Here is a 26,934-nt window from a genome sequence, read left to right on the forward strand (position 1 = left end):
GTGGTGTCCGCGGCGACCGCCCCGGTCGTCGCGGCACCGGCCGTCGCCGAACCCGGTGCCGAACACCCACCCGAACCAGACAGAAATCGAGGAACATCAGTGACCGTGACGGAACACGTCCGCCCCACCGCGGCGCCGGAGACCGCCGCCCAGGTCCTCTCCGCCGAACAGCGGTACGCCGACGAACTGGCCTTCCTGGCCGCGTACGACGACGGGGCCCGGCCGCCGGGCTGGGCGCTGACCCCGCGCGCCGTGGTCACCTTCATCCAGGGCAGCAACGGCGAGGCGTTGCAGCTGCCCGCCGACCGGCGCACCGGCCCGGACGGCACCGAACTGCCGGCCAGCATGACCATCCCGCCGAAGTTCGTCGGTGAGCGGAGCCTGGTCGAACGGTGCGTGGTCACCCTCGCCGGTGAGCGGGGCCTGCTGCTGGTCGGCGAGCCCGGTACCGCCAAGTCCATGCTGTCCGAGCTGCTGGCCGCCGCGGTCTGCGGTACCAGCGCGCTGACCGTGCAGGGCACCGCCGGCACCACCGAGGACGCCTTCCGGTACGGCTGGAACTACGCCCTGCTGCTCGCCCAGGGCCCGACCCCGCAGGCGCTGGTCGACTCGCCGGTGCTGACCGCGATGCGTACCGGCCGGGTGGCCCGGATCGAGGAGGTCACCCGCTGCCTGCCCGAGGTGCAGGACGCGCTGGTGTCCATCCTGTCCGACCGGCGGATGAACGTGCCGGAGCTGAGCGGCACCGAGGACGGCCTGATCCGCGCGGTGCCCGGGTTCACCGTGATCGCCACCGCCAACCTGCGGGACCGCGGCGTGTCGGAGATGTCCTCAGCGCTCAAGCGTCGGTTCAACTTCGAGACCATCCACCCGATCTCGGACGCGGACACCGAGACCGACCTGGTCCGCCGGCAGGCCACTGCCGCCGTGCAGCGCGCCGGCGCGGCCTACCGGGTGGACGACGCGGTGCTGGACGCCCTGGTCACGGTGTTCCGCGACCTGCGTTCCGGCCGGTCGGGCGAGGGCTGGGACGTGGAACGGCCGGGCACGGTCATGTCCACGGCCGAGGCGGTGCAGGTGGCGGTGTCGCTCGGCCTGGCCGCCGCGTACCTGCCCGGCGGGGACGCGCTCGACCTGGTGCCCGGGCACCTGCTCGGCGTGGTCCGCAAGGACGACCCGAACGACCACGCCCGGCTGCTCGGCTACTGGGACGGCCCGGTCCGCCGCCGCGCTGAGGACGGCTCGGCGATGTGGCGCCGGCTGTGGGACCTGCGGGAGAACCTGAGGTGACGACCCTCTCCAGCACGTCGACCGGTGCGGCCCCGCCGACCGTCGACCCGGCCGGCCCGTCGACGGCCGATTCGGCGATGGCCGACCCCCGAGCCGTGGTCGACGCGCTCGCCGGTTCGGTCCGGCCGTACCTGATCGGGGTACGGCATCACAGCCCGGCCCTCGCGGCGGTGATCCCGGCACTGCTGGACGCCGCCGGGGCCGAGGTGGTCTGCATCGAGCTGCCGGCCGACTTCCAGAGCTGGCTGCCGTACCTGTCCGACCCGGCCGCCCGGGCCCCGCTGGCCCTGGTCGGCAGCCACGGCACGGACGGGCCGATGGGCTTCTACCCGTTCGCCGACTTCTCCCCGGAACTGGCCGCGATCCGCTGGGCCCGGCAGCGCGGCGTCGAGGTGGTCTGCTGCGACCTGCCGCTGGCCGACCCCGGCTGGACCGCCGGCACCACCGACTCCGACCCGACCGCCGATCCCGACCCGGACGCCGGTGCGCCGGTGCCCGGCCTGCGCCGCTCCGGCTACGCCGCCGCGCTCAGCGCCAGCGGCACCGGCCGGGACGGCGACGACCTGTGGGACCGGGTCGTCGAGGTACGCGCCCCGGGCTGCCCACCCGAGGCGGTCCGCCGGGCCGCCCTCGGCGTCGGCTGGGCGATGCGCACCGACAGCGCCAGCGAGCACGGCGTACCGGCCCGGGACCTGGCCCGCGAGCGACACATGCGCCGGGTGCTGGCCGAGGCCGGCGCGGACGGCCGGCGGGTCGCCGCCGTCGTCGGCGCCTTCCATGCCCCGGCCCTGCTCGCCGCCCCGCCGGCCGGCACCGGCGACGACCCGGCCCGGACGGCCGGCGGTGCCACCCCGGAGTCCACTACGGACAACGGCAGGGCTCCGACGCCCGCCCCGGTCGGCGACGCTCGGGCGTCGACCGCCGACGTCGCTGCCGCGTCCACCCGTTCCGGCGCCGCATCGAACGCTCCGGTCCGGTCCGTGACGACCCGGCCCGGGCCGGCCACCAACGGGGGCGGCACGGCGGTCACCTCGCTGGTGCCGTACGCGTTCGACCTGCTCGACTCCCGGTCCGGCTACCCGGCCGGGATCCGCGACCCGCGCTGGCAGCAGTCCGTCTTCACCGCCGCCGGCGACCCGGAACGGATCCGGGCCGCCGCCGCCCGGGCGGTCACCGACCTGTGCCGGGAACTCCGCTCGGCCGGTCACACCGCCGGCACCGGCGAGGCCGCCGAGGCGGTACGGCTGGCCGGCGACCTGGCCCGGCTGCGGGACCTGCCCGCCCCCGGCCGAGGCGAGGTGCTGGAGGCGGTGACCACCGTGCTCGGCCAGGGTGAACTGCTCGGCCGCGGCCGTGCACTGGCCAAGGCGCTGGAGACCGTACTGGTCGGCGCCGAGCGGGGCCGCGTCGCCCCCGGTACGCCGCGGTCCGGGCTCGGCCCCGCCGTCGAGGCGGAACTGACCGCGCTGCGGCTGCCCAACCCGGACAACCCGAAGCCCCGCGAGGTCCGGCTGGACCCGCTGCGCACCGAACTGGACGGGCGGCGGGAGATCCTCCTGCAACGCCTGCAGGTCTGCGGCGTCGGCTACGGCGAGCCGATCGCGGTGTCCGGCACCGGCGACGGTGCCGCCCTGACCACCCGCTGGCAACTGGCCTGGACGCCGTCCGTGGCGGCCCGGCTGGACCTGGTCGGCGTACGCGGGGTGACCGCGGCGCTGGCCGCCGCCGGCACCCTGCGGGAGCGGTTCCGCCGGGAGGCCGCCGACGGCGGCCCCACCGCCGCGCAGCTGCTCACCGGGCTACGCGACGCCGCCCGCTGCGACCTGCCCGAGCTGGTCACCGACCGGCTCGAACTGGCCGCCGCGGTGCTGCCGGGCACCGGCACACTGCCCGAACTGCTGGCCGCACTGGACCTGCTGGAGGCACTGCGCCGGGAACACCTGCCCGGCACCACCGCCGACGGCCGGGCCCGGGCAGCCGAGCTGGCCGTCGTGCTACTGGACGCCGCGATCCGCGGGCTGCCCGGCCTGGCCGGCAGCGACTCCGCCGCCGACGGCGCCGCGCTGGTCGACCTCGCGGTCCGGGCCGGCGAGGACCGGATCGGCCTGCGCCTGGACGAGGCCCTCGGCTACCTGGCCCGGGCCGGTTCGCCGCTGATCCAGGGCGCCGCCTTGGCCGCCCGGGTGTTGCTCGACCTGACCGATCTGCAGACCCTGGGCACCCGGGTGGCCGGCTGGATCGACGCGGCGACCGGACCGGACACCCGGCGGCACCTGCACCGGCTGCTCGGTGGTCTGCTCACCGCGGCCCACCCGCTGCTGCAGTCCGCCCCGGCCGCACTGGACCCGCTGCTGGAGCGGATCGAGCGGCTCACCGACACCGAGTTCCTGGACCGGCTGCCGGCGCTGCGCGGCGGGTTCGACGTGCTCACCCCGGCGGCCCGGGAGCGGCTGCTGCACACCGTCGCCGAACGGCTGGGCGACCGGCTCGATCTGGCCCTGTCCGCCCCGCCCGAGCTGCTGGCCCGCTGGGCCGCCGCCGACGCGGCCGGCCGGGCCGCCCTGCTCGCCCGCGGCATCCCGATCCCGGGCACGCCCACCGGCTCCGTCGACCCCCCCGCCGGCACCGCACCCGGGCCGGACACGCCGGACGCCCGGCTCACTCCCACGGACCGGTGGCGGCTGCTGCTCGGCCGCCAACCCGACCGGTTGCCGACCGACGCCCGCCGCTACGCCCGCGCCCTCGACGAGCTGTACGGGGCGGGCCAGGGCGAGGGCGTCACCGACTTCGGCCAGGCGGCCGGCGGCGGCCAGGAAGCCTCCTTCCCGACCGCCCGCGAGTGGGCCGACGAACTCGAAGCGCTGTTCGGCACCGCGGTACGCGAGGAGGTCATCGCCCGGGCCGCCGAGAGCGGCCGCGCCGACGTGCTCACCGAGCTCGACCCGGCCGCGGTACGCCCCTCAATGGAACTGCTGACCTCGGTGCTGTCGCTGGCCGGTGGCCTGCCCGAGGGACAGCTGGCCAAACTACGGCCCCTGGTCCGGCGGCTGGTCGAGGAGCTGACCAAACAGCTGGCCAACCAGGTGCGCCCGGCGCTGACCGGGCTGACCAACCCGCGTCCGTCCCGCCGTCCCGGCGGCCGGATCAACCTCGCCCGTACCCTGCGGGCGAACCTGGCGCACACCCAGCGACTCAGCGACGGCCGGACGGTGGTAGTGCCGCAACGCCCCGTCTTCAACACCCGGACCCGCCAGGAGGCCGACTGGCGGCTGGTACTGGTGGTCGACGTGTCCGGCTCGATGGAGGCGTCAGTGGTGTGGTCGGCGTTGACCGCCGCCGTACTGGCCGGGGTGCCCACCCTGTCCACCCACTTCCTCGCCTTCTCCACCGAAGTGGTCGACCTGACCGACCGGGTCGACGACCCGCTGTCGCTGCTGCTGGAAGTCCGCGTCGGCGGCGGCACGCACATCGCCGCCGGACTGGCCCACGCCCGCTCGCTGGTGACCGTGCCGAGCCGCACCATCGTCGCCGTGGTCAGCGACTTCGAGGAGGGCTACCCGCTGGCCGGGCTGCTCGGCGAGGTCCGCACACTGGCCAGCTCCGGCGTGCATCTGCTCGGCTGCGCCGCGCTGAACGACAAGGGAGTGCCCTGCTACTCGGTACCGGTCGCCGAGCAGCTCGTCGCGGCCGGGATGCCGGTCGCCGCTCTCAGCCCGCTCGAACTCGCCCGCTGGGTGGGCGACCGCGTACGCGGAGGATCACGTTGACGGACCGCACACCCACCGCCGCAGACACCGACCGGCTGCCGCCGGTACTGCCGGGCGTCACCGCCGCGGCAGTGGCGGCCCTGCCACCCCGCCTGCACAAGCGGCTGGACGCCACCGTCGAACGACTGGCCGGGACACCCGTCGGCCGGGTCGACGGCGGCGTGTCAATCGACTGCGGCCCCGAGGCCCTGGTCACCCTGACACCCGGACCGACCGGCGCGGTCACCGACCCGCACCAGGCACGGTGCAGCTGCCTGCTGGCGCCCCGCTGCCTGCACCGGACCGCCGTCCTCGTCGCCTGCCCGATCGCCGACCCGGCCACCCACCCCGACCCGGCGTCCACCACCGCCGTACCGCCCACTTCGGACGGCACCGGCGCGGCCACCGGGCGTACCGGAAGGACCGGGCGGACCCCGGCTGGCGCGGCCGCCGGTCGTACCGGCCAGAACACGGCACCGACGAAGGCACAACGCGCCGCCGCCAGCGCGCTGTGGCGGGCAGCCGCCGCGGTCCTCGCGGCCGGCGTGCCGGCCGCCGGCGCGGTCCCCCAGGCCGAACTGCTGCGCGCCGCACACAGCGCCCGACTGGCCGGCCTGCCGAGGGCCGAAAGCGCCGCGCTGCGCACGGTACGTGGCCTGCGCGCCCACCGCGAACGACAGACCGGCCACCGGCTGGCCGAGCTGGTCGAGGTGCTGCACGACCTGCTGTACGTGGCCGGCCGGCTGGCCGCCGGCGATCCCGACCCGGCGCTGGTCGGCACCCTCCGGCGGACCTACCAGCCGGACGGCGCCCTGGAGGTGTACGGCGTCTGCCGGGAACCGGTGATCAGCGCGACCGGGTACGCCGGGGTCGTCACCCACCTGATCGCCGCCGACGGACGCCAACTCTCCTTCGGCGACGTGAAACCGGGCGGCCCCGACCGGGCACGGGACTGCGCCCGGGCGGTCACCGAGATGGGCGCGGTCGCGGTCAACCACGCGGTGCTGGCCCGCGGCGGCCTGCGGATCACCGGCACCACCGTCTCCCCCGACGGCCGGCTCGGTGCCGGCAAGGGGGTCCGGGCCACCCCGCTCACCACGACCGACTGGTCCACCGGACCGCGGGCAGAACTGTTCGCCCGCCCGCTCGCCGAGGTGGTCACCGCCCAACTCGCCGCCGACGACCCGGAGGACCCGGCCCGGGCCGGCACCGCGCTGGTCGGCTGTGACCTGATGGTGATCGGCGCCGCCGGCGACCAGGTGCTGGCCCGCGAACTGGCCCCCGCCGCCGACGCCGGAGCGGACCCCCCGCCGGTGCCGGATGGCCCGATGATCCGGCTGGTGCCGGCCAACTCCCACCCAGCGCTGGCCCACGTGGCCAACCTGCGGCGGCTCGCCTCCTGGCCGGGCCTGCGGATCCGGGTAGTCGGCCGGCTGGACCCGGACCGGGCCAGCACGCTGCACCCGCTCGCGGTCGGCGCGGTGCCCGGTGCCGCCGAGACCCTGCGGCTGCCGGCAGACTGGCACGGCCGAGCGGACCTCGGCTACGACCAGATCCAGGGCAGCCACCTACCGCCGCGCGATTCGGCCACGATGACCGAACCGGTGCTCGCCGTCAGCGCCGACGCGGTGGCGGAGTCCCCACTGTGGCGGGTCCGCCGGCTGGTGGAGCTGGCCGTCTCCGGCGGTCGCCGCGCCGTCGGTGAGGCGGCCCGCGGCGAGGGCGCCGGGCTGGCTGGTCCGCTGCGTCGCGCCGGGTTCACCACCGCCGCCGCGGTGACCGCCGCACTCGCCGACGAGGCCGACCGGCGGGGCCGGGACGCGTTCGGCCGGCTCACCGATCCCGGCCCGGACCGGTACGCCTGGGCCTGGCTCGCCGCGACCGCCCACCTCGCCGCCACCGAGCGGGAGCTGATCCGATCCTCCTGGACCGCCCCAGACCTGCCGGAACCGGCGGCGACTGAGCTCCGGGTCGGTGGGTAGCAGGCCAGGGCGCAAAACGTGGCCCGGACCACCTGCGCCCCGGCGCCCGCCCGAACTCCCGGGCGGGCGCCGCCCCCCCCACGATGGCCGCCCGGCGGGTTCGCGTGGTGGTGGCCCGGGCGCCAACTCCCGGTCAAGTTTGGTGAGCTACCGAGGTCGTGAGTCGCCGGGTGCCGTCATGGCAGGTTGGCGTGCCGGGCAGAGATGGGCAGCACCAGGAGGATCCCGGCGGCCAGCGCGAGCAGCAGCAGCACGCCGTCCGCGATCATCGAACCGGCCAGCAGTGCGGCTGCCCAGTTCGGCACCTGGCTGTTGCCGCCGGTGGCCCAGTCACTGACTGCCCAGAAGAGGAAGAACAGCTCGGTGATGCTGTAGTTCACGGCCGCGCCGGGCACGAAGCAGAACATCAGGCTCGCCAGCCCGACCCGCCCCCGCCTACTCCGGGCACGGGCACGCCGGAGCAGCCGGAGAGTGCCGACAATCGCGGCGAGGACAACGACGGCCGGTGCCGCGAGCACGAGCAGCACCACCGGGTAATTGTCGATGTGCCCGCGCCACACCCAGATCGCGGTGAACAGGCCCACGGTGTTGGCGGCCAGGTCGAGCGCGCCGACCACGACGCCGATCCAGACCAGCGCCAGCGCCACAGTGAACAGCCTCGGGCGCGGTTCCTCCGGCGCGGGCGACGTTGCCGGCAGAGGCCGCTGGGGCCCGACGTCGACCATGGCCGAGACGGTACAGCGCCTGGAGCGGTGTTCCCGGCCCCGTTCCCGGCTCCTGGCCCCGGCCGGGGGAGTCCGCCGCACCCACCTCCACTGGGGCTCGCCCTTTGCCGAGGTGGCGGAATCCCAGCGACCCGGTTGTTGTCGGTGCCGGAAGATAGCGTCCGCTACGTGTACGACACAGCCGAGACCCGGCAGATCGCGAATGCGTACGTCGAGCACCTCGAACAACGTGACTGGCCCCGGCTCACCACCTTGCTCGCCGAGGACGTGGTCTACGAGATGCCACAGACCCGCGAGCGCCTCCTCGGCAGGTCCGCGTTCCTCCAGTTCAATATGGAGTATCCGGGTGACTGGCATCTGCGGGTGCGCCGCCTGGTCGCTGATGGCCGCCTTGCCGCGTTGTGGCTTGACGTTCGGGTAGGCGCCGACGGGCAGGATGCTTGCATCTGGATTGAGGTGGACGAGCAGGGCCGCATAAACCGGATCACCGACTACTGGCCCGAGCCGTACGACCCGCCTCCAGGACGAGAACATCTCGTGGAGCGGTGGTAGGAGCCACGGCAGCGCCAGAAGGTTATTAGTTGCCTCAGCTTCCTAACAGATCCATCGGGCGCGACTTGTCGAATGAGGACAGTCAGGGCCTTGCTTTGAAGGTCATCTGTCGGGAAAACTGACCGCGATCCATCCTTCGACCGACTGTGACGAGCGGTTCGCGATGTGAATGAAGGGATTGACCGTGGGCACTGGCTCGGCGCGGCGCGGTGGGATCCGTGACAGCCGATAGTGCCGGTGCGACGGGCCCGATGCTCATGCTGCTGACCCGGGGCGCGTTGGCGGGATTCGCGCCGTCTCCCCACCAACCGGTGCGGACGGCACGGCTGTGCTCGCACGCCCGTGGCCCGGCCGGAGCCGCCGCGTGCGCCGCTCTTCACCGCCAGGCCTCCCGCTGCGTGTTACTCGGTGCCCTGGCGTACCGGGTGTTCGTCCTGCCCGTCGCCCTGACCCTGCTCGCGGTACGCGGTGGGACGGTGGCGCTGGCCTCGCTGCTGCCGGTCGGGATGCTGCTGCTGGCCGGCAACGTCGTCGCGTTCGTCGCGTCCTGGCGCCGGCCCACGGCGGACCTCGCGCGGCTGCGCGGAGCGGCGCTGGTCGACCTGGCTGTGGCGTACGGCGTGAACGTGGTGGCCAGTGCGGCGGCACCGGACGTCGAGGTCTTCTGGTCCTACCTGGCCGGGGCGGTGGTCCTGACCACCGGGGCGTACGGCCTGCTCGGCGGTGTGGTGGCGGTGCTGTTGTCGGTGCCGGTGCAGGTGTCGATGGCCGCCTTCGGCGCGGCCGCGGACGCCGGGGTGGTGGCCGGCCGCTTCGGCTGGCTCGGATCGGCCGTGGCCGTCACGATGGTGGCGCTGGTGATCTGCGGGTTGAGCGTCCACATGGCGATGCTGTACGGGATCCGGGCCGGCCGGGAGGCCGAGCGGGCCCGGTCGCTGCGGTCGATGCATGACACGGTGCTGCAGACCCTGGAGGCCATCGCGCTGCACAGCGCGGCCGACGAGACGTCGCCGGCGGCCAAGCTCGCCGAGTTGCGGGGCGTCGCCCGGGCTCAGGCTGGTCGACTACGCCGGGTCCTCGACGAGTTCGGCGGCGCGCCGGACACCCCGCTCGCCGGTGCGCTGGCCGAGCTGGTCGGGGAGTTCGCGGTCCGCGGGCTGCGGGTGGAGTTGGCGGTGGCCGCCGGTGCTGGCAGCCAGTTGCCTGGGCGGTGGCGGGACGCGCTGCTCGGCGTGGTCCGGGAGGCGTTGAGCAACGTGGCCAAGCACGCGGGGGTCGGCGACGCGGTGGTCCGCGTTGACGAGGCGGGCGACACTCTGGTCGTGGTGGTCCGCGACCACGGCTGCGGCTTCGATCTGGCGGGCCGGCCCGGCTTCGGCATCAGGGAGTCGATCGTGGCGCGGACGCGCGAGGTCGGCGGGACCGTGAGCGTCGAATCCTGGCCGGGCCGGGGCACCCGGGTGACCCTGCGGATGCCGGCGTGAACCGACCGGCCCGGCACCCGCGTGCGTTCGGCCCGACCCGGTCGGATCGGGTCGGCGTCCGGCCCGGCCTCGGCATCCTGGCTGGCCTCGCCGGCGTGCTGCTCTGTGCGCCGCCGGCCGGTGCCGCCCCGGCCGTGGGGCATCCGGCGCCGGCACGCCTCGCGGTCCCGGGCCTCGCGGCGCCGATCGGCTGTGCCAGACCGGCAGGCGTGCACACCGCCGGCACCCCGTGGGCGACGGAACTGCTCGACCCGGGCCGGGTCTGGCCACTGACCACCGGCACCGGGGTACGGGTCGCCGTGCTCGGCACCGGTGTCGACCGCCGCAACGCACAGTTCCGCCGGGGCCAGGTCGAGGCTGGCCGGGATGTGCTGGCCAACCGGGGCGGGGCCATCGACGACTGCGACGGCCGGGGTACGTTCGCTGCCGGCCTGATCGCCGCCCAGCCCGACGAGAGGACGACCTTCGCCGGTCTGGCTCCCGGCGTGTCCGTGTTCCCGGTGCGCTACACCCAGAGCACCCGGCAGGGCGACGCCGCCGACCCGCGCCGGCTCGCCGCCGCCATCGACGCCGCGGTCTCCGCCCGCGCCCAGGTGATTCTCGTGGCGGTACCGGTGACCACGAACACCGCCGAACTGCGGGCCGCCACCGCCCGGGCGGTCGCCGCCGACATCGTGGTGGTGTCGCCGGCCGCGCCCGGTACGCAGGCCCGCGGCGCGACCAGCTACCCGACCGCGCTGCCTGAGGTGCTGGCGGTCGGCGCGTTCGGACGGGACGGGGCGGTCGCGTCGACCGAGTCCGGCGCCTACCTGGGGGTGGCCGCACCGGGAAAGGGGCTGCTGAGCCTCTCCGCCGGAGCGGGCGGTCGACTGGGGCACACCCCGGTGGTCGACGACCCGATCTACGCGGCGGCGTTCGTGGCCGGCACGGCGGCGCTGGTGCGGTCGTACCGGCCGGGGCTCAGTGCCGCCGAGGTGGTGCGCCGGATCGAGTCGACCGCCAACCGGACCGCGGTCGAGGGGCATCACCCGCAGCTCGGCTGGGGGATGGTCGACCCGTACCGGGCGGTGACCGCCGAGGGCGTCGAGACCACACCGGGCGCCGGGCAACCGAGCGTGCAGCCGGTCGCCGCGGCTCGGCCGGACACCGGCACCGGAGCGGACCGCCGGGTGGCGCCGCTGGCACTGGGGGGACTCACGGCGGCCCTGCTGATCGGGATCGGGACGGCCGTGGCGCGTCGGGGCCGCGCCCGCGGCTGGCGCCCCGGGTAGTACGCCAGCCGTAGTTGCTGGATTCGGTGCCTTCGCTGGCAGTGAGCTGGGAATTTTCGGCGACATTGGCGTGGCTGCACGTCTCCGGGTTTGACCCGGCTGGCTATCAGATCGCTGTCTATCGATTGATAAGTGGTCGCCGTGCGCCGTTCACCTCACGCTTCGCCGCTGTACGGCAAAGCACCACTATGTTCTCTGTACCCGAATTCGAGGAGGGTGCCCGGCACGTCGTACGTCTGGCACAACGCGCCGGACGGTGGTGCCGTGATTCCGAACGGCACCGGCTGGATCTACGTGTCCAACGCCGAGACCAGCGCACGTCCGGCGGCGGCGCATCGATGTTTTTTGTTCAACTCCACCGGTCAGATCACCGGCGCCTCCCGCATCCTGTCCGGCACCAACAACAACTGCGCCGGCGGCAAGACCCCATGGCACACCTGGCTGTCCTGCGAGGAGATCAGCCTCGGTCGGGTTTGGGAGACCTACCCCCTGGGCGGTACGGCCGTCGCACGACCGGCCATGGCCCGGTTCAAGCACGAAGCCGCCGCCGACCCGGTCCGCAAGGTCATCTACCTGATCGAGGACGAAACCGACGGTCCGTTCTACCGGTTCGTCCCGACCACCTGGGGTGACCTCTCCGCCGGCACCGTGCAGGTCCTGGTGGCCGGTACCGCAACCTCGGGTACGTTCACCTGGGCCACCGTTCCTGACCCGGACGGGTCGCCCACGGTGACCCGCAGGCAGGTCCCTGGCGCGAAGGTTTTCAACGGCGGGGAAGGTTGCCACTACGCCAACGACACCGTCTGGTTCACCACCAAGGGCGACAACCGGGTCTGGCAGGTCAACTCGCCAACAACACCTACGAGCTGGCCTACGACGACAGCCTGGTCAACCCGGGCCCGGCGCCGCTCACCGGGGTGGACAACGTCACGGGCTCGACGTTCGGAGACCTCTACGTCGCCGAGGACGGCGGCAACATGGAGATCTGCATGATCACCCCGGACGACACGATTTCGGTGTTCCTGCGGATCACTGGACAGAGCTCGTCGGAAATCACCGGCCCCGCCTTCACCCCCGCCGGTGACCGGCTCTACTTCTCGTCCCAGCGCGGCACGACGGGCTCCTCGTCCGGCGGCATCACCTACTGCGTGACCGGGCCGTTCCATACCTGACGCCTGATCCGTACGGGATCACCCTGGCCCGCCCAGTCTGCGGGCGGGCCAGGATTCCCGGCCGGGCCGGTCGACCGGTGCGGCGATGGCCGCCTACCACCTTCAAGCCGCAGTGCGCCGCCCTCAGGGCGGTGATGAAGCGGCTTCCAGTTCTGAGCGACGAACGGCTGCGAGGGTTTTTACCGGTCGGGGTGGTTCTGTTGCTCATTGTATTGGCGCGGCGCTGTCAATGGTGCGCCTCCGACAGAGCCGGCGAAGTAGGGTCCGGACCACAGTCGGGCGCCCGCCAGTAGTAGCGGCGAATCTCGGGGAAGCTGCGGCGTAGATAGCGCGAGGACACGCCTTTGAGGGAGTTGGCCACTTTCGACAGTGCCAGATTGGGTGGGAAGCCGACCAGGAGGTGGACGTGGTTGACGTCGCCGTCGAACTCGAGCAATTCGCACTCGAACTGCTCGCACACCTGGCGCGTCACACGTTCGAGGTGATGCAGGTGTTCCGTCGTTGAAGAGCCAAATACTTCGCTGCGAAAACCAAATCGGCGTGAACCAGGAAAAGTGCAGTGCCAGCCGGGGCGAACCGGGTGGTCAGCGGTGATGAAATCGAATGTAGGATGAGGGGTGTGAAAGTCCACGCCGGCCGGCGATACCGGCTGTACCCTACCGAGGGGCAGGCTGAGCGTCTGACGTCGTGGGGGCACACGTGCCGCTGGCTGTACAACACCGCGTTGGAGCAGCGCCAGTTCGCGTGGCGGCAGCGCAAGACAACACTCGGGGTCACCGCCCAGTGCGCCTACCTGACTGAGGCGCGTGAGGAACTGGACTGGGTGGCGGATCTGCCGGCGCAGTCCGGCCAGCAGGTGTTGCGTCAACTGGATCAGGCGTACCGCAACTGGTGGAATCCGCAGCACCCTGCCGGGGCGCCGACACACAGGCGCAGGTCGGCGCGGTTGTCGGTTCCGTTCCCGGGTCAGGCGATCCAAGTCTGGCGTCTCAACCGCCGGTGGGGTGCCGTCAGCCTCCCGAAGGTTGGCGTGGTCAAGTTCCGCTGGTCTCGTCCGTTGGGCGGCGCGGTCCGCAACGCGGTGGTGTCCTTCGACGGCGTTGCCTGGTACGTCGGATTCGGCGTCCACATTGATGTCACCACACCCGAGATGCACGCCCGGCCCGACACCGTCGTGGGCGTCGACCGTGGCGTGAAGGTCGCCTTGGCGATGTCCGACGGCCGCATGTGGAACCGTACCTTCACCTCACCTGGTCAGGAACGCGACCTGGCCAGACTCAAGTCGAAGGCCGGCCGGCAGGATACCACCCGTCGCAAGCGCGGCGCGAAGACCTCGAACCGTGCCCGTAAGGTTCGTGCGGAGATTGCCCGGGCCGAGGCGAAGACCCGCAACCGACGTCGCGACTTCGTGATGTGGGCGGCGAACCGGCTCTGTGCCCAGCACGCGGCAATCAGCATCGAAGGCCTCAACATCAAGGCCATGACCGCCACCGCAAAGGGTACCGTCGAGGAGCCTGGCACGAACGTGCGCCAGAAGGCCGGACTGAACCGGGCGATCCTCGACAAGGGCTGGGGTCTGTTCCAGGTGGCCTTGGCCAACCGTGCACGTATCACCGGCACGCGAATCGTGAAGGTGCCAGCCGCGTTCACCTCCCAGCAGTGCAGCCGCTGCGGGAACACCAACCGGAACAATCGCGAAAGCCAAGCGGTGTTCCGGTGCGGGTCCTGCGGATACCAGGCGAACGCTGACGTGAACGCGGCGATCAACGTCAGGGACGCCGCCGAGGCGGCGCCCCAGCTCACCGGGCGGGCAGCCCGGGACAGGGGTCGACCGGCGCCCTGTCGACCACCCGCCCAGCGGCGCAGACAACCAGCGCTGGAAGCGGGAATCTCCCGCCATTAGGCAGGGGAGGATGTCAAGCGCCGGTCGGGACGCAGCGGCTGGAGCCGCCGACCACCACGTCGCCGGTGCCGTCCCGGGAGACGTGCACGCCGAGGTTCGTCCCGTCTCGCTGGAACTGGTACGCCAGCTCGGTCACGCTGCTGCGGTCGGTGGCCCGCCAGCCGTCCGCGGTCAACGCCGGCACCACCTCGGCGAGCAGGATCTCGGCGGCGTCCGGCGGTGTGGGCACCCGCAGGTTGTATTCCCAGCGCACCGATTCACTCGGCGCGCCGGCCGGCCGGAACGGATCGCAGTCGAGCTGCTCGTCGCGGCTGATCCGGACGTCGGCGCCGAACCGCGCGGCGATCCCGTCCAGCACGTCCCGCAGCGGCCCCGCCACCGCGGCCAGCGGCTCGAAGTCGATCGGTCTGGTCATGGCGCCGACGGTACCGTCACCACCGCGCCACCCGTGAACACCTGATAGATGTTCCACCACGCGTCACTGTGGTAGGTCAGCACGTCGGAGTGCGCGGCGACACCCCGCAACGGCCGTCCGTCGGGATAGTTGCCGGTCTCCAAGCGGACCACGCCGGGGAACTCGTCCGGGTCGGCGCCGTGCCCCCAGTTGCCGATGTTGATGTCCCGGACCCAGGCGATCGGGTCGCCCGGCGCGGTCATCGAGTAGCGCTGCACGTCGGGCCGGGCCGGATGCAGGTCCTCCGGGCCGTCCACGTCGTGGCCCATGCCCGCCGACTCGATGTGCAGGACCCGGTTGGCGTCCAGGCCGTACTGCTCGGCGGTGCCGACGATGGCGCCGCCGTAGGAGTGGCCGGCGAAGGTGACCTGCACGTCGTTGCCGGCCGCCGCGGAGCCGGCGATCTCGGCACGCAGCTCCCGGGAGAAGTCGGCGAGCCGGGGCCCGAGCGCGTCGGCGTAGCTCGCCGAGGGCGCCTGCGGGAACAGGTTGGACGGCAGGTCGCCGTCCATCCAGACGACCATGGACAGGTCCCGCCGGGGGGCGGCGTCGACGAAACCGGCCGCGGCGTCCCGGTACCGCTCGAAGGTGGCCAGCTCGGAGTAGGTGCCCGGCACGAACACGGCGACGTTGCGGGTACCGGCGCCGAGGTCGCCGACGAGTTCGACCATCGAGCCGTCGCCGGACGGGTCGAACGAGAGGATCTTGCGGTGTTCGGCGAGGACGTTCTCGTACAGGTCGATGCGGGCCTGTGAGCGGGTGATGGTCTCGCGCAGCTCGCGGTCGGTGGCCGGGTCGCCGGTCAGTTGGGCCTGGTAGCCGGCGAGGCGTTGCCGCTCGGCGGCCAACTCGGTGGCGACCGCCTCGCGGTTGGTCGTGATCCGGGTGGCGAACGGGATCGTGCCGCCCGGTGCGCCGGCTCCGGCGTCGGCCGGGGCGGTGCCGCCGGTCAGTCCCAGCAGCTGCCGGAATCCCTGGCTCGCCTGGGCGTCGCCCTGCCGGTAGTTGGCCACCGTCGCGGTCATCCCGGTGGCCAGCCGCCGGGTGCCCACGACTGCGGCCTCCAGCTCGGTGGTGCTGAGCTGGAGGCTGCTGCCGTGTGCGTGCATGAGCTGTTGGGACTGCGGCACCAGCCCGAACGCGTTGCCGTCGACGGCTGGCGCGGAGAGTTGGCCGCGGATGGCGGTCAATCGGTCGGCGCCGCTGGTGAACTCGGCCGCCGCGTCGTCCAGCGCGGTCGGGACGACCCGGAATCCGGCAGTGGTCAGGTCCATGACGGGGTTCCCGGCTGCTCGGGCTCCTCGCCGATCACGGCCGGTGCCACCACGGACCGCTCGCCCCAGACGTCCTCGGTCTCGACCAGCCAGGGCGGGATCCGCCGGCCGCCGGCTCCGTCGGCGCCGCCCATCGGGGCGTACGGCATGGCCGGCATGAAGCCGCCCGCCATGCCCTTCGCCGCGGCCGCCCCGGCGGCCGTTCCCGCCGCTCCGGCGAGGCCGCTCACCGCGGGCCCGCCGGCGTGCCCGGCGAGCGTCTGGTTGGCCACCGGCGAGAGGTCGCCGCCGCCGCCCCCGACACCACCGCCCCCGCCGCCGCCCCCGCCGGTGGGGATCCGGGCACCGCCGGCCGCAGTCTCGGTCGTCGGCGGCTTCGGGGCGGTGTCCTTCTTCTTGTCGTCCTTCTTGTTGTCGTCTCTCGGCTTGGCGCCGAGCCGGGGTGGCACGGTGGCGAATCGGCCGCCGAGCGCGGCGGACGCCGCGGCCAGTCCGGCGGTGAACATCGTGCCGAACAGCGGAGGCGAGGCCGCCGGGAGTTGCCCGCCCGGGGCGAGCGGCGCCGGGGCGGCCGGTGGGGCCGACGGGTCGCCGCCGGGCTGCGGCGCCACCGGCACGGCCGGCGTGGGCGGCGACACCTCCTCGACCGGGGTGCCGGCGGCCGGGGGCGACACCGCGTGCGGGGTGGCCGGCATCGAATCCTCGGCGATGACGTATTCGGCGGCGAGGACGTTCATCACCTGCACCGCCTGCTGGTGCGCCGCGTTCGACGCGGCCTGTGCCTGCTGCTGGGCGCGGACCTCGACGGCCGCCTCGGCCTGCTGCTGGCGCAGCGCGTCGACCGTGGCGGGCGGAGTGTCCGCCGGCACGATGAGCGGCGTCGTGGCGGCGGCGATGACCGAGGGGGCGAGATCGGGTACGTCGACCGGTGCGGGCATCGCCGCGATGGCGGCGGTGAGCGCCTCGGCCGACGAGTGGGCCAGGTCCCGTACCGCGAACGCCGTGTCGGCCACCCGCCGGATGCCCGAGGTCAAGTCGTTGATCATCGTCTGGTACTGCCGGGCCGCGCTGCCGTCCCACCACTGCTGAAACTCGCGGAGCTGGCGTTCGATATCGCCCGCGCGTTCGTGCAGTGCGGTGCCGGCGGCCCCCCAGTCCTCCGCTGCCGCGGCCACCGACTCCGGCTTGCCGGCGTGCAGCATCTGGACCAACTGGTGGTGGTTGTACTGGCTGAAGTCGGTCCGCGCCCGACCGTGACCCGGCATCGTGTCAGTCCTTTCCGTGTACGCGGAAGGACGTGGCGACGCCGACGTCGTAGTCGGCGTACCCGTCCGCGATCATGCGGGTGACGTCGTTGGCGAAGGCGATCGCCGCCCGCACGGTGTGCAGCAGGTCGTGCATCTGCTCGGCCGCCGCGCGATGCCGGTCAGCCAGCGAGGACGCCTCACCGAACTCGCCGAGCAGTACGGGCCGGACGCGCAACTGACCCATGCTGTCCGTGGGTCTGCGCATCGCCTCCAGTTGGTCCTCCAGCTCGCGGGCGAACGCCAGCAGCGATTCGAGGTGGACCCGGAACGACTCCTCGTAGGACATCGTCACGCTCTCCTGTCTCGGAGCTCGGCTGAGAGCCGCGCCGACCAGCGGGGCGGCGTGGGGTGGGACGACCTCGCCCCACCCCACGCCGCCGTCGCCGCCCGGTTCAGGCGAAGAAGCTGGTGTTCCTGTTCTCCAGCGCCAGCTGGGTGTCATGCGCCTCGTGCACCTTGCCGGAGAACTGACCGATCACCGCGATGATGTCGGCCAGCGCCGCCCGCAGCCGCGTCTCGGACTGCTCCGCGGACTGACCGGCGGTGCTGCCGGAGGCGTACCAGGTCTCCTTGATCGGGGCCAGGCTGCTGTGCAACTGGTCCATGTGGCTGTTCAGCGCCTGCGCCTTGACCTGCAGCGAGTCGGCGGCGGCCCGCAGCGCGGCGAACTCGACGTTGATCACGTCGGCGGTCATCTCACATCACCCCTTTCTGGGCTGGTTAGGCGCCGGCCATCCGGCGCAGGACACCGCTGCCCTCGCTGACAGCGCCGGTGAGGCCCCGCAGCGAATCGGCGGCGGCCGCGTCGCCGCTGTCGTAGTTGCGGAAGCTCTCGTTGACCAGGCCGGACATGGTCTGCAGCTCCCGCGACGCGGCCTTCATGCTCTCCTGCAGCCGGTTCTGCAGCTGCCAGAACGCGGTGGCCTGGTTGCCGGCGTACCGGCTCAGCACCGATACAAGTTCGCTCTCCAGCTCGGACATGGTCCGGGCCGTGTTGGTCGCGGCTTCGTCGAACCCACGGACCGCTCGCGTCATCGCGGCGGCATCACTCTGGTATCCGGGACTGGCCACGTCGGGTCACCTCCTCTTGGCGGAGTTGCGCGCCGACTCGCGGCGCCCTACACGGTGGGGATGCTATGCAGCCGTGACCCGGTGTCAGTACGGCACAACTACCCGGCACGTATCGGCACTATTACCCACACGGCACCGGCACCGGGCGGAGGCGCCGGCAGTCCCGGTGGCCGGGCGGCCGGCGGTCAGCCCGGGTCGGCGCCGACCCAGGCGACCTGTACCAGCGACACCCCGGTCCGCCGGTCCACCAGCTGCCCGCGTCCGGGCGGCTGCTTGCTCGGCTTGACGTCGCCCAGCAGCGCACCCTCGTCGCGGGAGCCGGACAGCAGCAGACCGGGCGTGCCCAGGTCCCGCAGCCGCTGCACGACCGGTTCGAACAGGCTGCGGCTGGCGCCGCCGGAGCGGCGGGTGAGCACCAGGTGCAGGCCGACCTCCCTGGCCTGGGGCAGGAATTCCAGCAGCGGCGCGAGGGGGTTGTGGCTCGGCGAGACCACCAGGTCGTAGTCGTCGACGAGGACGAACAACTCGGGGCCGGTCCACCAGCTGCGGTCCCGCAGCTGCGCGGTGGTCAGGTCCGGGCCGGGAAGCCGCCGCCGCAGGCCCTCCGCCACCTCGGCGACGAGCTGGGTGAGCACCGGCTCGCTCCCGGCGTAGCCGAGCAGGTGGGGCCCGGTGACCGCGTCGAGCAGCCCGCGCCGGTAGTCGGCGACGACGACGGCGGCGTCGGCGACCGGATAGCGGGCCACGATCTGCTCGGCGATCACCCGCAGCAGCCCCGTCTTGCCGGACTCCACGTCGCCGAAGGCGATGAAGTGCGGGTCGGCGTCGAAATCCAGACAGGCCGGTCCCAGGTCCGCCTCCGCCAGCCCGATGGGGATCCGCCGGTCGTCGCCGGTCGGGCCGGGCAGGTCGGTGGCCGGAACCAACCGGGGCAGCAGCCGCACCTGGGGGGCTCGCGGGCCGCGCCAGCTCGCGGCCACCTGCCGGACCAGGTCGGCCGCGCCGTCCGGCAGATCGGCGACCGAGGTGCGGCCGTCGATCCGCGGCAGTCCGCCGAGGAAGTGCAGCTTGTCGGCGGTGAGGCCGCGGCCCGGTGCGTCCTTCGGCACGCCGGCCGCGGCCCGCCGGTCGTACGCCGAGTCGGCCGGGTCGCCGAGCCGCAGCTCGACGTGGGTGCCGATCAGGTCACGCAGCGCCGGCCGGATCTCCATCGACCGGTTGGCGGACAGCACGACATGCACGCCGAAGCCGAGACCACGGGCGGCCAGCGTGGTGACCGCCTCATCCAGCGGCTCGAACTCCTGGCGCAGGGTCAGCCAACCGTCGACGATCAGGAACACGTCGCCGAACGCCCGCCCGTCCGGGCTGGGCGGGGGCCGCCGACGGAAGTCCGCGACCGAGTCGATGCCGTGCGCGGCGAACGACTGCTCCCGCTCGGCCAGCAGGCCGGTCAACTCGGCGATCATCCGGCGGACCCGTTCGGCGTCCATCCGGTTGGCGTAGCCGCTGACGTGCGGCAGGCCGGACAGCGTGGCCAGACCGCCGCCGAGGTCGAGCAGGAAGAACTGCACCTCGGCCGGGGTGTGGGTGAGGGCCAGCGCGGTCACGAGGGTACGCAGCAGGGTGCTCTTGCCGCTCTGCGGAGCGCCGAGCACCAGCGCGTGCCCGGCGGCCCCGGACAGTTGCGCCCACAGCAGGTCCCGGCGCTGCTCGAAAGGCTTGTCCACGATGCCCAGCGGCACGGTGAGCTGCCCGTTGCCGGCCCAGCCGACCGGGCACAGGCCGCGCTCCGGGTCGACGTCCAGGGGCGGCAGCAACTGGTCGAGGGTGGGCGGGTCGGCCAGCGGGGGAAGCCAGATCTGGTGTGCCGCCGGCCCGCGGCCGAGCAGCCGGCCGACCATCGCGCTCAGCACCGTCTCGCCGCCGGACTGCTGAACGGCGGGACCGCTCGCCGGCGCCGGGGTGGTCACCGGGTCGGCCGGCGCCAGCGGGGCGAGCCCGAACGGCAGGATCCGCCGCCCGTACGGCACCTCCTCGACCGCGGCGGCCGGCTGCTCGGGCGGCAGCTCCCCCGAGACGTACGCGGCCTTGAAGCGTTGCAACGTGCTGGTGTCCAACCGCAGGTACGCCGAGCCGGGCACGGACGGCAGCTCGTACGCGTCGGACACCCCGAGCACCGCCCGGCTCTCCGCCGCGGAGAAGGTGCGCAGCCCGATCCGGTAGCTGAGGTGGCTGTCCAGGCCGCGCAGCCGTCCCTCCTCCAGCCGTTGCGAGGCGAGCATCAGGTGCACGCCGAGGCTGCGCCCGAGCCGGCCGATCATCACGAACAGGTCGATGAAGTCGGGTCGGCTCGACAGCAGCTCGCTGAACTCGTCGATGATCACCAGCAGCGAGGGCATCGGTTGCAGCTGGGCACCGCCGGCGCGGGCCCGCTCGTAGTCGCGTACCGAGGCGTGGTTGCCGGCGGCGCGCAGCAGCTCCTGCCGGCGCACCAGCTCGCCGCGCAGCGCGTCGGCCATCCGGTCGACCAGGGTCAGGTCGGCCGCGAGGTTGGTGATGACCGCGCAGGTGTGGGGCAGGTCGGTCATGCCCGCGAAGGTGGCGCCACCCTTGAAGTCGATCAGCGCGAGGTTCAGCGTCTCCGAGGAGTGCGTGGCGGCGAGCCCGGTGACCAGGGTCCGCAGCAGCTCGCTCTTGCCGGAACCGGTGGCACCGATGACCAGCCCGTGCGGGCCCATCCCGCCCTCCGCGGACTCCTTGAGGTCCAGGTCGACGGGGCGTCCGTCGGTGTCCACCCCGATCGGGATCCGCAGCCGGTCCCGGGCCGACCGGGGCTGCCAGGTGACCGCCGGGTCCAGCCGGCGGGGGTCCCCGATGCCGAGCAGGTCGGCCAGGCCGACCGTGCCCGCCAGCGGCTGCTCGCTGGCCACCGGCGTACCGGTGTGCAGCGCGGTGAGCTGCCGGGCGACCACCTCGGCACCGGCCACGCCGAGCCGGTCGGGTACGCCGACCAGCGCGAGCCCGTCCGGGGTGCGCATGCCGAGGTGCCCGTCGGCGATCACCAGGTCAAGGGTGCCGGCGCCTGCACCGGCGCCGCCGCCGATCTCCAGGATGGTGGTGCCGGACAGGCCGTCGGGTGGGTCCAGGCCCGCGTCGGGCAGGGTGCCGGCCCCGTCGAGCAGGATGAGCAGGTGCGGCGCCTCGGGCCGGGCCCCGGGCTTGAACGGCCCCCGGGCCGCCGGCGCGGCCGGGTCGTCCGCGAGCAGCGCGGCCAGGTCGGTGAGGGTGGGCGCGACCAGCCGGGTCGGCCCGCTGGCGTCGGCCCGGCCCGGGTGCACCGCGTGGGGCAGCCACTTCAGCCAGTCCCAGCCGTCGTGCCGGTCCGGTGCGAGGCAGGCGGCGACGCGCAGATTGTCCGGGGAGTGGAAGGTGACCAGGTGGGCCAGCAGGGCCCGGGCGAGGTCCAGGACCTCGGGGCGGTCACCGGCCAGGGTGACCCGCCGGAACGAGCGCAGCGACACCGCGACCGGCAGCCCCTCCACCGTCGCGTACGTGCGGATGAAGTGCCGCAGTGAGGTGGACGAGACCGGGTCGAGATCCTCCAGCGGTGCGGTCTGCGGCGCCCGCAGCGCCGTGGCCAGCCGCTGCGGCCCGGTGCCGACCCGGACCCGAGCGAAGTCCGGGTCGTTGCGGCCGCGTTCCCAGAGCCGGTCGGTGCCGGCGAACGACCACAGGTCGGCCGGGTCGGGCAGCGCCGCCAGGGCCGCCTCCCGCTGCCGGACCGCCACCTCGCGGACCTGCCCGCGAAGGCCACCGAGGTAGCGCAGGTAGTCGCGCCGCTCGTCGTTGATCTGCGCCTTCTTCGACGCGCCGCCCCGGGACAGGCTCATCACCAGCATGCCGACCATGGCGCTGAGGTAGAGCGCGCCGAAGACCCAGGTCATCGCCCCACCGGACCGACCGATGTAGACGAACGACATGGCGCCCATGCCGAGCATCATCGGCAGCATGAACATCAGCTGCAGGCCACCCTGCCCGGAGCCGCGGGGGAGGGCCGGCGGGGCCTGCAACATGATCTCGCCCCGGGGCGGTTCGGGCAGCGTGGCCCGGCGACGGAAGGTGTCGACGGACATTCCGGAGCGCCTCCTCGGCTCGATGGAGCGGTGCTCGATGGTCACTTTGACGGACCAGGTCGTGGGTAGTTTTGCCGTTCAAGCGGCGGCCGGCATCAACCTACGATGACCCGCGTCCATTTCGGAACCGTGCGGTCGCCGTGAGCCGTCCGGCCCCGCGTGTCCGGGCCGATCGATCCGGCGGGAAGGTGCGATCGATGATGACAGGCTCTTCGTACAACGTGCGGCCGGACGCCGTACGCGGAGTGGTCGGGAACGTCGTCGGCATTCTGCTCCAGGTGTACAGCACGGTGATGGAGCTGGAGCGGCTGACGCTGGCGCCGACCTCGTTCGCGAAGCTCGGCTCGCCGGTCGCTTCGGCGAACATCGCGATGCAGGGGCAGCTCGTCAGCACCATGCGCACGCTGCTGCAGCTGCTGCAGGAGACCAACGACCTGGTCCACCGCAGCGCCAACGACTACGACGCCGCGGACCAGGCCGTCGCCGCCGCACTGGGCGGTGGCCTGAACAGCGCCGGGGAGTCCACCGGCCCGGCACCCAGCGCCGCACTCGCCGGCTACGCGATCAACGACAGCGCCGGCGCGGCAGGTGAACCCGGGTCCGTCGGCAACGTCCTGGACTACCTGAGCCGGGCGCGGCTCGGCGAGCTCTCCGTCCAGCCCCTGACCGACGTGACCTTCCGCGACGCCCGGGACTTCGCCGACTGGCTCGACAGCAGCCCCGCCAACCAGGAACGGGTCGGCCTGCTCGCGGTCTACTCCGGCAGCGGACGGGACGTCTCCGGCCTGGTGCACCCCGGTGACGTGGTGGTCGTGCAGCCGTTCGCCGCCGACGCCGGCCCGGTGATCGGCGTCGCCGGGGCGAACGGCCAGCTCTACAACCACGGCGCGGTCGGCTCGGCGGCGGCGTTCGGCCGCGTCCGGGTCTACCGGCCGATGACGGACGCGACCCCGCTGTGGTGACCCCCGACGACCTGCGGCCGAGACCCGACCACCTGAGGCTGAGAGAGGTGCGCCGTGTTTGACATCCCCAACTCGGGCGCGATGGATGCCGCCGCCGGCGGCCGCGGACCCAGCACCGTCGCACTGCCCTCCATCGTGGGCGGTGACCCGGCGGCGATCGTCGCCCACGCCGCGGCGCTGACCGTGCGGGTGGCCCGCCTGGTCACCCTCCTCGCCGATCTCGAACGGGCCCGCGAGCAGCTCCGCGAGGTGTGGTCCGCCGGATCGGCGAGCGAATCGGTGGCGCAGAAGCTGACCCAGTCCTTCGCCAGCTTCCAGCAGATCATCGAGACCGTGTACGCCGGCATCCGCGAGCTGGAGGGGGCCGCCGCGCAACTGGCCACCGCCCAGGCGGGCTACCGGGCCGTGGTCAGCGCGGTCAACCCGACCGTCGCCGCGCTGATGTCCAACCCGTACACCCGGGCGGCCGGGCGGGCGCTGGCGGTCAGCACCACCGGGATCCTCAAGGCGTTCCTCACCGGCATCGGTGGCATCCTCACCGCCATCGGGGTGACCAACCTCGGCCAGATCCTGACCGGCCTGGCCACCATCGTCGGCCAGGTCGAGGCGCTGTTCTCGACGAACAACGACGGTGGCTCGTCGACCACCCCGACCGTCCGGCCCGGGTTCGCGGACAGCCCGGTGGTCGCGCCGCCGGTGATGTCCGGGGTCGCCACCGCGGTGGGGCAGGCGGCCCTGGGCGGCGGTTACGGCACCGGCGGCATGCCGTCGTTCACCGGTACGGGCTATCCGGGCGGCGGGTCGATGACCAGCTACGTACCCCCGGCGCTCGGCGCCGACCAGTGGGTCGCGGTGCAGCCCGGGCAGTCCGCCTCCGGCTCGGCGCCGGTGACCGTCACGCCCGACGGCCCGGTGCACACCCTGCCGGCCCCGACCACGCCGGGTGACGCGCACCCGCTGCCCGCACCGGCCGAGTCCGGCGGCGACCACGACGTGACCATCACGGCCAGCAAGGGCGACCTGAAGGTGACCGTCGAGGTGCCGGTGGACACCGGACGAGCGTTCGACGTTGAGGTCACCGCCAGCTCCGGCGGGCAGACCGTCGACGCCGACGTCAGCGTCGGCGCCGACGGCTCGGTCAGGGTGAACTGAGATGATCGGCGCGCTTCCCGCCCTGGCCCGGACCACCCTGGACCTGTCCGGCGTACTGTCCTGGCTGCTCGACCGCTACGCCACCGTGCTGGCCGAGTACCGCCGGCGGATGACCGGCGACCCGGCGGGCCTGCGGGCCGCGGCGCAGACGTATCTCGGGATCGCCGACCAGGCGGCCGGCACCTCCGGCGACCTGCTGCGGCGCCGGGCCGGGCTCGCGGCGCACTGGTGCGGCCCCGCGTACGACGCGTTCGGCTCGGCCGCATGCCGGGTCGCCACCGGCCTGGACGGCGCCGAGGCGCGGCTGCGCCGGCACGCCGCCGCGCTGGAACGTGCCGCCGGCGGACTTGAGGCGGCGGCGAGCGGCGGCGACGCGGTCATCGCCCGGTTCCGGGCCGACGCCCAGATCCTGATCGCCACTGCCCGGGCGGTGCCGATCAGCCAGATTCCCGCCCTGCTCAACCGGGCCCGCGGCCTCGGCGAGCAGGCGGTGACCGCGATGCGCGGGATCCAGGACACGCTCGGCGTGGTGCTGGCGCAGGCCACCGCCGAACTCGGCGGGGTGGACGGCCCGGCTACCGCCGAACAGACCGCCGCGGCCGGCGCCGACGGGCGTACCGCGGGGGAGGCGGTGCGCGCCGCGCTCGCCGGAGCGGCGTCGCCGGCGCGGTTCCGGCAGGCCATGGCGCAACTGGGTACGGTCACCGACCGGCTCCGGACCGGCCGGCCGCCGTCCGCCGCGGACAAGGCCTACCTCACCGCGTTCTACGGCGCGCTCGGCGACCGGGTGTTCGAGCTGCCCGGCTACCTCAACGCCACCGAACACCGCTACCAGACCAGCCTGCTCGGCCTGCTCGGCGAGGTTGACCCGGGCTTTGCCGCCGCCGACCGGCAGGCGATGCTGCGGACCGTCGGCAACGGCATCCTGCTGCTCTCGCAGGATCCGGCCGACCTGCCCGCCGCGGTCCGCGACCTCGTGCACGACCCGGCGACCACCGAGACCAACATCGGGGTCGACTCGTTCGGCTTCAGCCACGAGGTGCCGGCCACGCCGGGCCGGCCGCCGCTGACCGGGGTGATCGGCGAGACGGTCTACACCACCCGGCTCGACGTGCCCCGCTACGCCCAGTGGGAGGCCCTCTCCCAGTTGACCGGCGCGGCCGACCGGGATCTCGTCGGCGGGGCCGACTACTCCGCCGCGGTGACCCGCCGGGTCGGCGAGATCGCCGACGTCACCCAGCGCCTCGACGACCTCTCCCGGCACAACCCCAGCCAGCCCGGGTACTACGTGTCGACCAACGACGCGGTGCTCTGGGACAAGCAGCGGGTGGATGCGACGTTGACCCCGATGCTCGACGTGTCCACCCGCAACCACGTCGCCGATGCGGCGCTGGCCAGCGACCCCGCGACCTTGCGTCGGCTGGCCGGCTTCGCGTGGGCTGACGACGGCCGTACCGCGGGCCGGGTCATCGACTGGATCGGAGCTGGGACCGCCGATCCCGCCGAGCACGATCTGGCCCGCGGTGCGTACGTCAACCTCACCCAGACGATCACCGACTCGGCGTCGTACCCGCAGGCCCTGGCCGCGATGCGGGAGAACCCACACTTCGCCGAGGCGATCGCCCGGGCCACCGTGCCGAACATGGACCTGTACGCCCAGCCGCTCGACGGGCTGGACACCAACCCGGCCGCGCACCGGCTGGGCAGCACCGACGCCCGGCACATGCTGATGCTCGCCCAGGTCACCCAGGACGGCCGCAACGAGATCAACGCGGCCGCCGACCTGTACCAGGACTACGTGCTGCGGCAGGCCGACGCGGGCACGATCCCGATGGAGCAGGCCGGCCGGTACGCCGGCAACGTCGACGGTCTGACCAACGCCGCGGCCGCCAACGCGATCTGGTACGCCAACGTGCAGGACGCCGAGCAGGCCACCCGGACCGCCCAGGAGGCCTACGCCCGGCAGGTGGCGATCGCCAACGCCGTCAAGGACGTGGTCGGCTTCGGCGTCGGCAAGCTGCCGGAGGTCGGCTCGTTCGCCGGCTTCGCCGTCGGTCAGGCGGCCAACGTCATCACCGGTGCCATGCAGGCGCCCGTCCCGGTACATCCGCAGAGCCTGCCCACCGACGTGTTCCACCATCCACAGTTCACTGGCAACGGGGCCGTCTACACGGCCGCCGCCGACCTCGCCAACTTCGAGCTGCGCGGCGGGGGATCGGCGCCGGCCGTACCGGTCGGGTCGGTCGACGGCGCCGCCGCCGAGGCGGCCGTGCGGTGGGCCCGCACCGACCCGGGCCGCGCCGACTACGTGGCCGCCTACACTACGGCGGCGCAATACACGTATCTCGGGAACCTCGCCACCCAGACCCGCGAATCGATCCAGTACGACGTGCAGGGTCGGCGGCCGTAGTACCAATGTGGACGTCGCGGCGCCGGGCGGGCGTCGGCGCAATGGG

At 73.5% G+C, this 26,934-nt stretch carries 19 protein-coding genes and 1 pseudogene; 11 read left to right on the top strand and 9 right to left on the bottom strand.

From position 1 onward, the window contains the following. Nucleotides 1–99: 99 nt before the first annotated feature. From FXF52_RS10460 to FXF52_RS10470, 3 genes are read left to right on the top strand one after another with little or no spacing between them, the layout of a single operon-like run. Nucleotides 100–1,290, top strand: a complete 1,191-nt coding sequence (locus tag FXF52_RS10460) for an AAA family ATPase (protein WP_187413429.1) — start codon at nt 100–102, stop codon at nt 1,288–1,290. Then, nucleotides 1,287–5,057 (top strand): DUF5682 family protein, encoded by a 3,771-nt coding sequence (locus tag FXF52_RS42955; RefSeq protein ID WP_255471835.1) that lies wholly within the window; start codon nt 1,287–1,289, stop codon nt 5,055–5,057. Before FXF52_RS10460 ends, FXF52_RS42955 begins: the two co-directional genes overlap by 4 nt. After that, complete coding sequence (locus tag FXF52_RS10470) at nt 5,054–7,018, top strand: hypothetical protein (RefSeq protein WP_187413430.1); 1,965 nt, start codon at nt 5,054–5,056, stop codon at nt 7,016–7,018. The genes FXF52_RS42955 and FXF52_RS10470 overlap by 4 nt, the downstream gene beginning before the upstream one ends. A gap of 176 nt (nt 7,019–7,194) precedes the next feature. On the opposite strand, the gene FXF52_RS10475 is transcribed toward FXF52_RS10470, so the two are convergent. Next, nucleotides 7,195–7,743, bottom strand: coding sequence for a hypothetical protein (locus FXF52_RS10475; protein WP_148795888.1), 549 nt, complete (start codon nt 7,741–7,743; stop codon nt 7,195–7,197). 168 nt (nt 7,744–7,911) lie between these two features. Between FXF52_RS10475 and FXF52_RS10480 the strand changes: the two genes are divergently transcribed. The 4 genes and pseudogenes from FXF52_RS10480 to FXF52_RS10495 form a co-directional block, all read left to right on the top strand. Further along, nucleotides 7,912–8,295 carry a nuclear transport factor 2 family protein gene (locus FXF52_RS10480; RefSeq protein ID WP_255471836.1) on the top strand — a complete coding sequence of 128 codons (384 nt, stop codon included), beginning with the start codon at nt 7,912–7,914 and terminating at the stop codon, nt 8,293–8,295. 398 nt (nt 8,296–8,693) lie between these two features. Further along, nucleotides 8,694–9,779 carry a sensor histidine kinase gene (locus FXF52_RS10485; protein ID WP_148795892.1) on the top strand — a complete coding sequence of 362 codons (1,086 nt, stop codon included), beginning with the start codon at nt 8,694–8,696 and terminating at the stop codon, nt 9,777–9,779. Further along, nucleotides 9,776–11,050 carry a S8 family serine peptidase gene (locus tag FXF52_RS10490; RefSeq protein ID WP_222870480.1) on the top strand — a complete coding sequence of 425 codons (1,275 nt, stop codon included), beginning with the start codon at nt 9,776–9,778 and terminating at the stop codon, nt 11,048–11,050. The genes FXF52_RS10485 and FXF52_RS10490 overlap by 4 nt, the downstream gene beginning before the upstream one ends. Before the next feature lie 216 nt (nt 11,051–11,266). Continuing rightward, nucleotides 11,267–12,222: pseudogene (locus tag FXF52_RS10495) on the top strand (alkaline phosphatase PhoX); the annotation flags it as partial. 226 nt (nt 12,223–12,448) lie between these two features. Here the strand turns inward: FXF52_RS10495 and tnpA are convergent. After that, nucleotides 12,449–12,853 (bottom strand): IS200/IS605 family transposase, encoded by a 405-nt coding sequence (gene tnpA / locus FXF52_RS10500; protein ID WP_222870481.1) that lies wholly within the window; start codon nt 12,851–12,853, stop codon nt 12,449–12,451. Here tnpA and FXF52_RS10505 point away from each other — a divergent pair. Continuing rightward, nucleotides 12,842–14,125: an RNA-guided endonuclease TnpB family protein gene (locus FXF52_RS10505; protein ID WP_187413431.1), complete on the top strand. Its 1,284-nt coding sequence runs from the start codon at nt 12,842–12,844 to the stop codon at nt 14,123–14,125. The two genes, tnpA and FXF52_RS10505, sit on opposite strands and share 12 nt — an antisense overlap. A gap of 13 nt (nt 14,126–14,138) precedes the next feature. Here FXF52_RS10505 and FXF52_RS10510 read toward each other — a convergent pair whose 3' ends face one another. From FXF52_RS10510 to eccCa, 7 genes are all read right to left on the bottom strand, one after another. Then, a complete protein-coding gene (locus FXF52_RS10510; protein ID WP_148795896.1) occupies nt 14,139–14,540 on the bottom strand; it encodes a hypothetical protein in 402 nt (133 codons plus the stop codon). Next, the gene (locus FXF52_RS10515; protein WP_148795898.1) at nt 14,537–15,853 is read right to left on the bottom strand and encodes an alpha/beta hydrolase; all 1,317 of its coding nucleotides are present in this window, start codon (nt 15,851–15,853) and stop codon (nt 14,537–14,539) included. Before FXF52_RS10515 ends, FXF52_RS10510 begins: the two co-directional genes overlap by 4 nt. Beyond that, entirely contained in the window at nt 15,844–17,118 is a 1,275-nt protein-coding gene (locus tag FXF52_RS10520; RefSeq protein WP_148795900.1) for a WXG100 family type VII secretion target, read from the bottom strand. The genes FXF52_RS10515 and FXF52_RS10520 overlap by 10 nt, the downstream gene beginning before the upstream one ends. A gap of 4 nt (nt 17,119–17,122) precedes the next feature. After that, a complete protein-coding gene (locus FXF52_RS10525; RefSeq protein WP_148795902.1) occupies nt 17,123–17,452 on the bottom strand; it encodes a hypothetical protein in 330 nt (109 codons plus the stop codon). 100 nt (nt 17,453–17,552) lie between these two features. After that, entirely contained in the window at nt 17,553–17,855 is a 303-nt protein-coding gene (locus FXF52_RS10530) for a WXG100 family type VII secretion target (protein ID WP_148795904.1), read from the bottom strand. A 25-nt stretch (nt 17,856–17,880) separates the two neighbouring features. Then, entirely contained in the window at nt 17,881–18,231 is a 351-nt protein-coding gene (locus tag FXF52_RS10535) for a WXG100 family type VII secretion target (protein ID WP_222870482.1), read from the bottom strand. A gap of 185 nt (nt 18,232–18,416) precedes the next feature. Further along, nucleotides 18,417–22,364 (bottom strand): type VII secretion protein EccCa, encoded by a 3,948-nt coding sequence (eccCa, locus tag FXF52_RS10540; protein WP_187413432.1) that lies wholly within the window; start codon nt 22,362–22,364, stop codon nt 18,417–18,419. Between the two features lie 197 nt (nt 22,365–22,561). Between eccCa and FXF52_RS10545 the strand changes: the two genes are divergently transcribed. The 3 genes from FXF52_RS10545 to FXF52_RS10555 are packed head-to-tail and all read left to right on the top strand — an operon-like array spanning nt 22,562 to nt 26,888. Next, nucleotides 22,562–23,326: a hypothetical protein gene (locus tag FXF52_RS10545; protein ID WP_222870483.1), complete on the top strand. Its 765-nt coding sequence runs from the start codon at nt 22,562–22,564 to the stop codon at nt 23,324–23,326. A gap of 54 nt (nt 23,327–23,380) precedes the next feature. Next, nucleotides 23,381–24,478 (top strand): hypothetical protein, encoded by a 1,098-nt coding sequence (locus FXF52_RS10550; RefSeq protein WP_148795906.1) that lies wholly within the window; start codon nt 23,381–23,383, stop codon nt 24,476–24,478. Nucleotide 24,479: 1 nt separating this feature from the next. Next, nucleotides 24,480–26,888 (top strand): WXG100 family type VII secretion target, encoded by a 2,409-nt coding sequence (locus FXF52_RS10555; protein ID WP_148795908.1) that lies wholly within the window; start codon nt 24,480–24,482, stop codon nt 26,886–26,888. The last annotated feature ends 46 nt before the right edge of the window (nt 26,889–26,934 follow it).

The organism is Micromonospora sp. MP36, from assembly GCF_008119785.1.
GTDB lineage: Bacteria > Actinomycetota > Actinomycetes > Mycobacteriales > Micromonosporaceae > Micromonospora.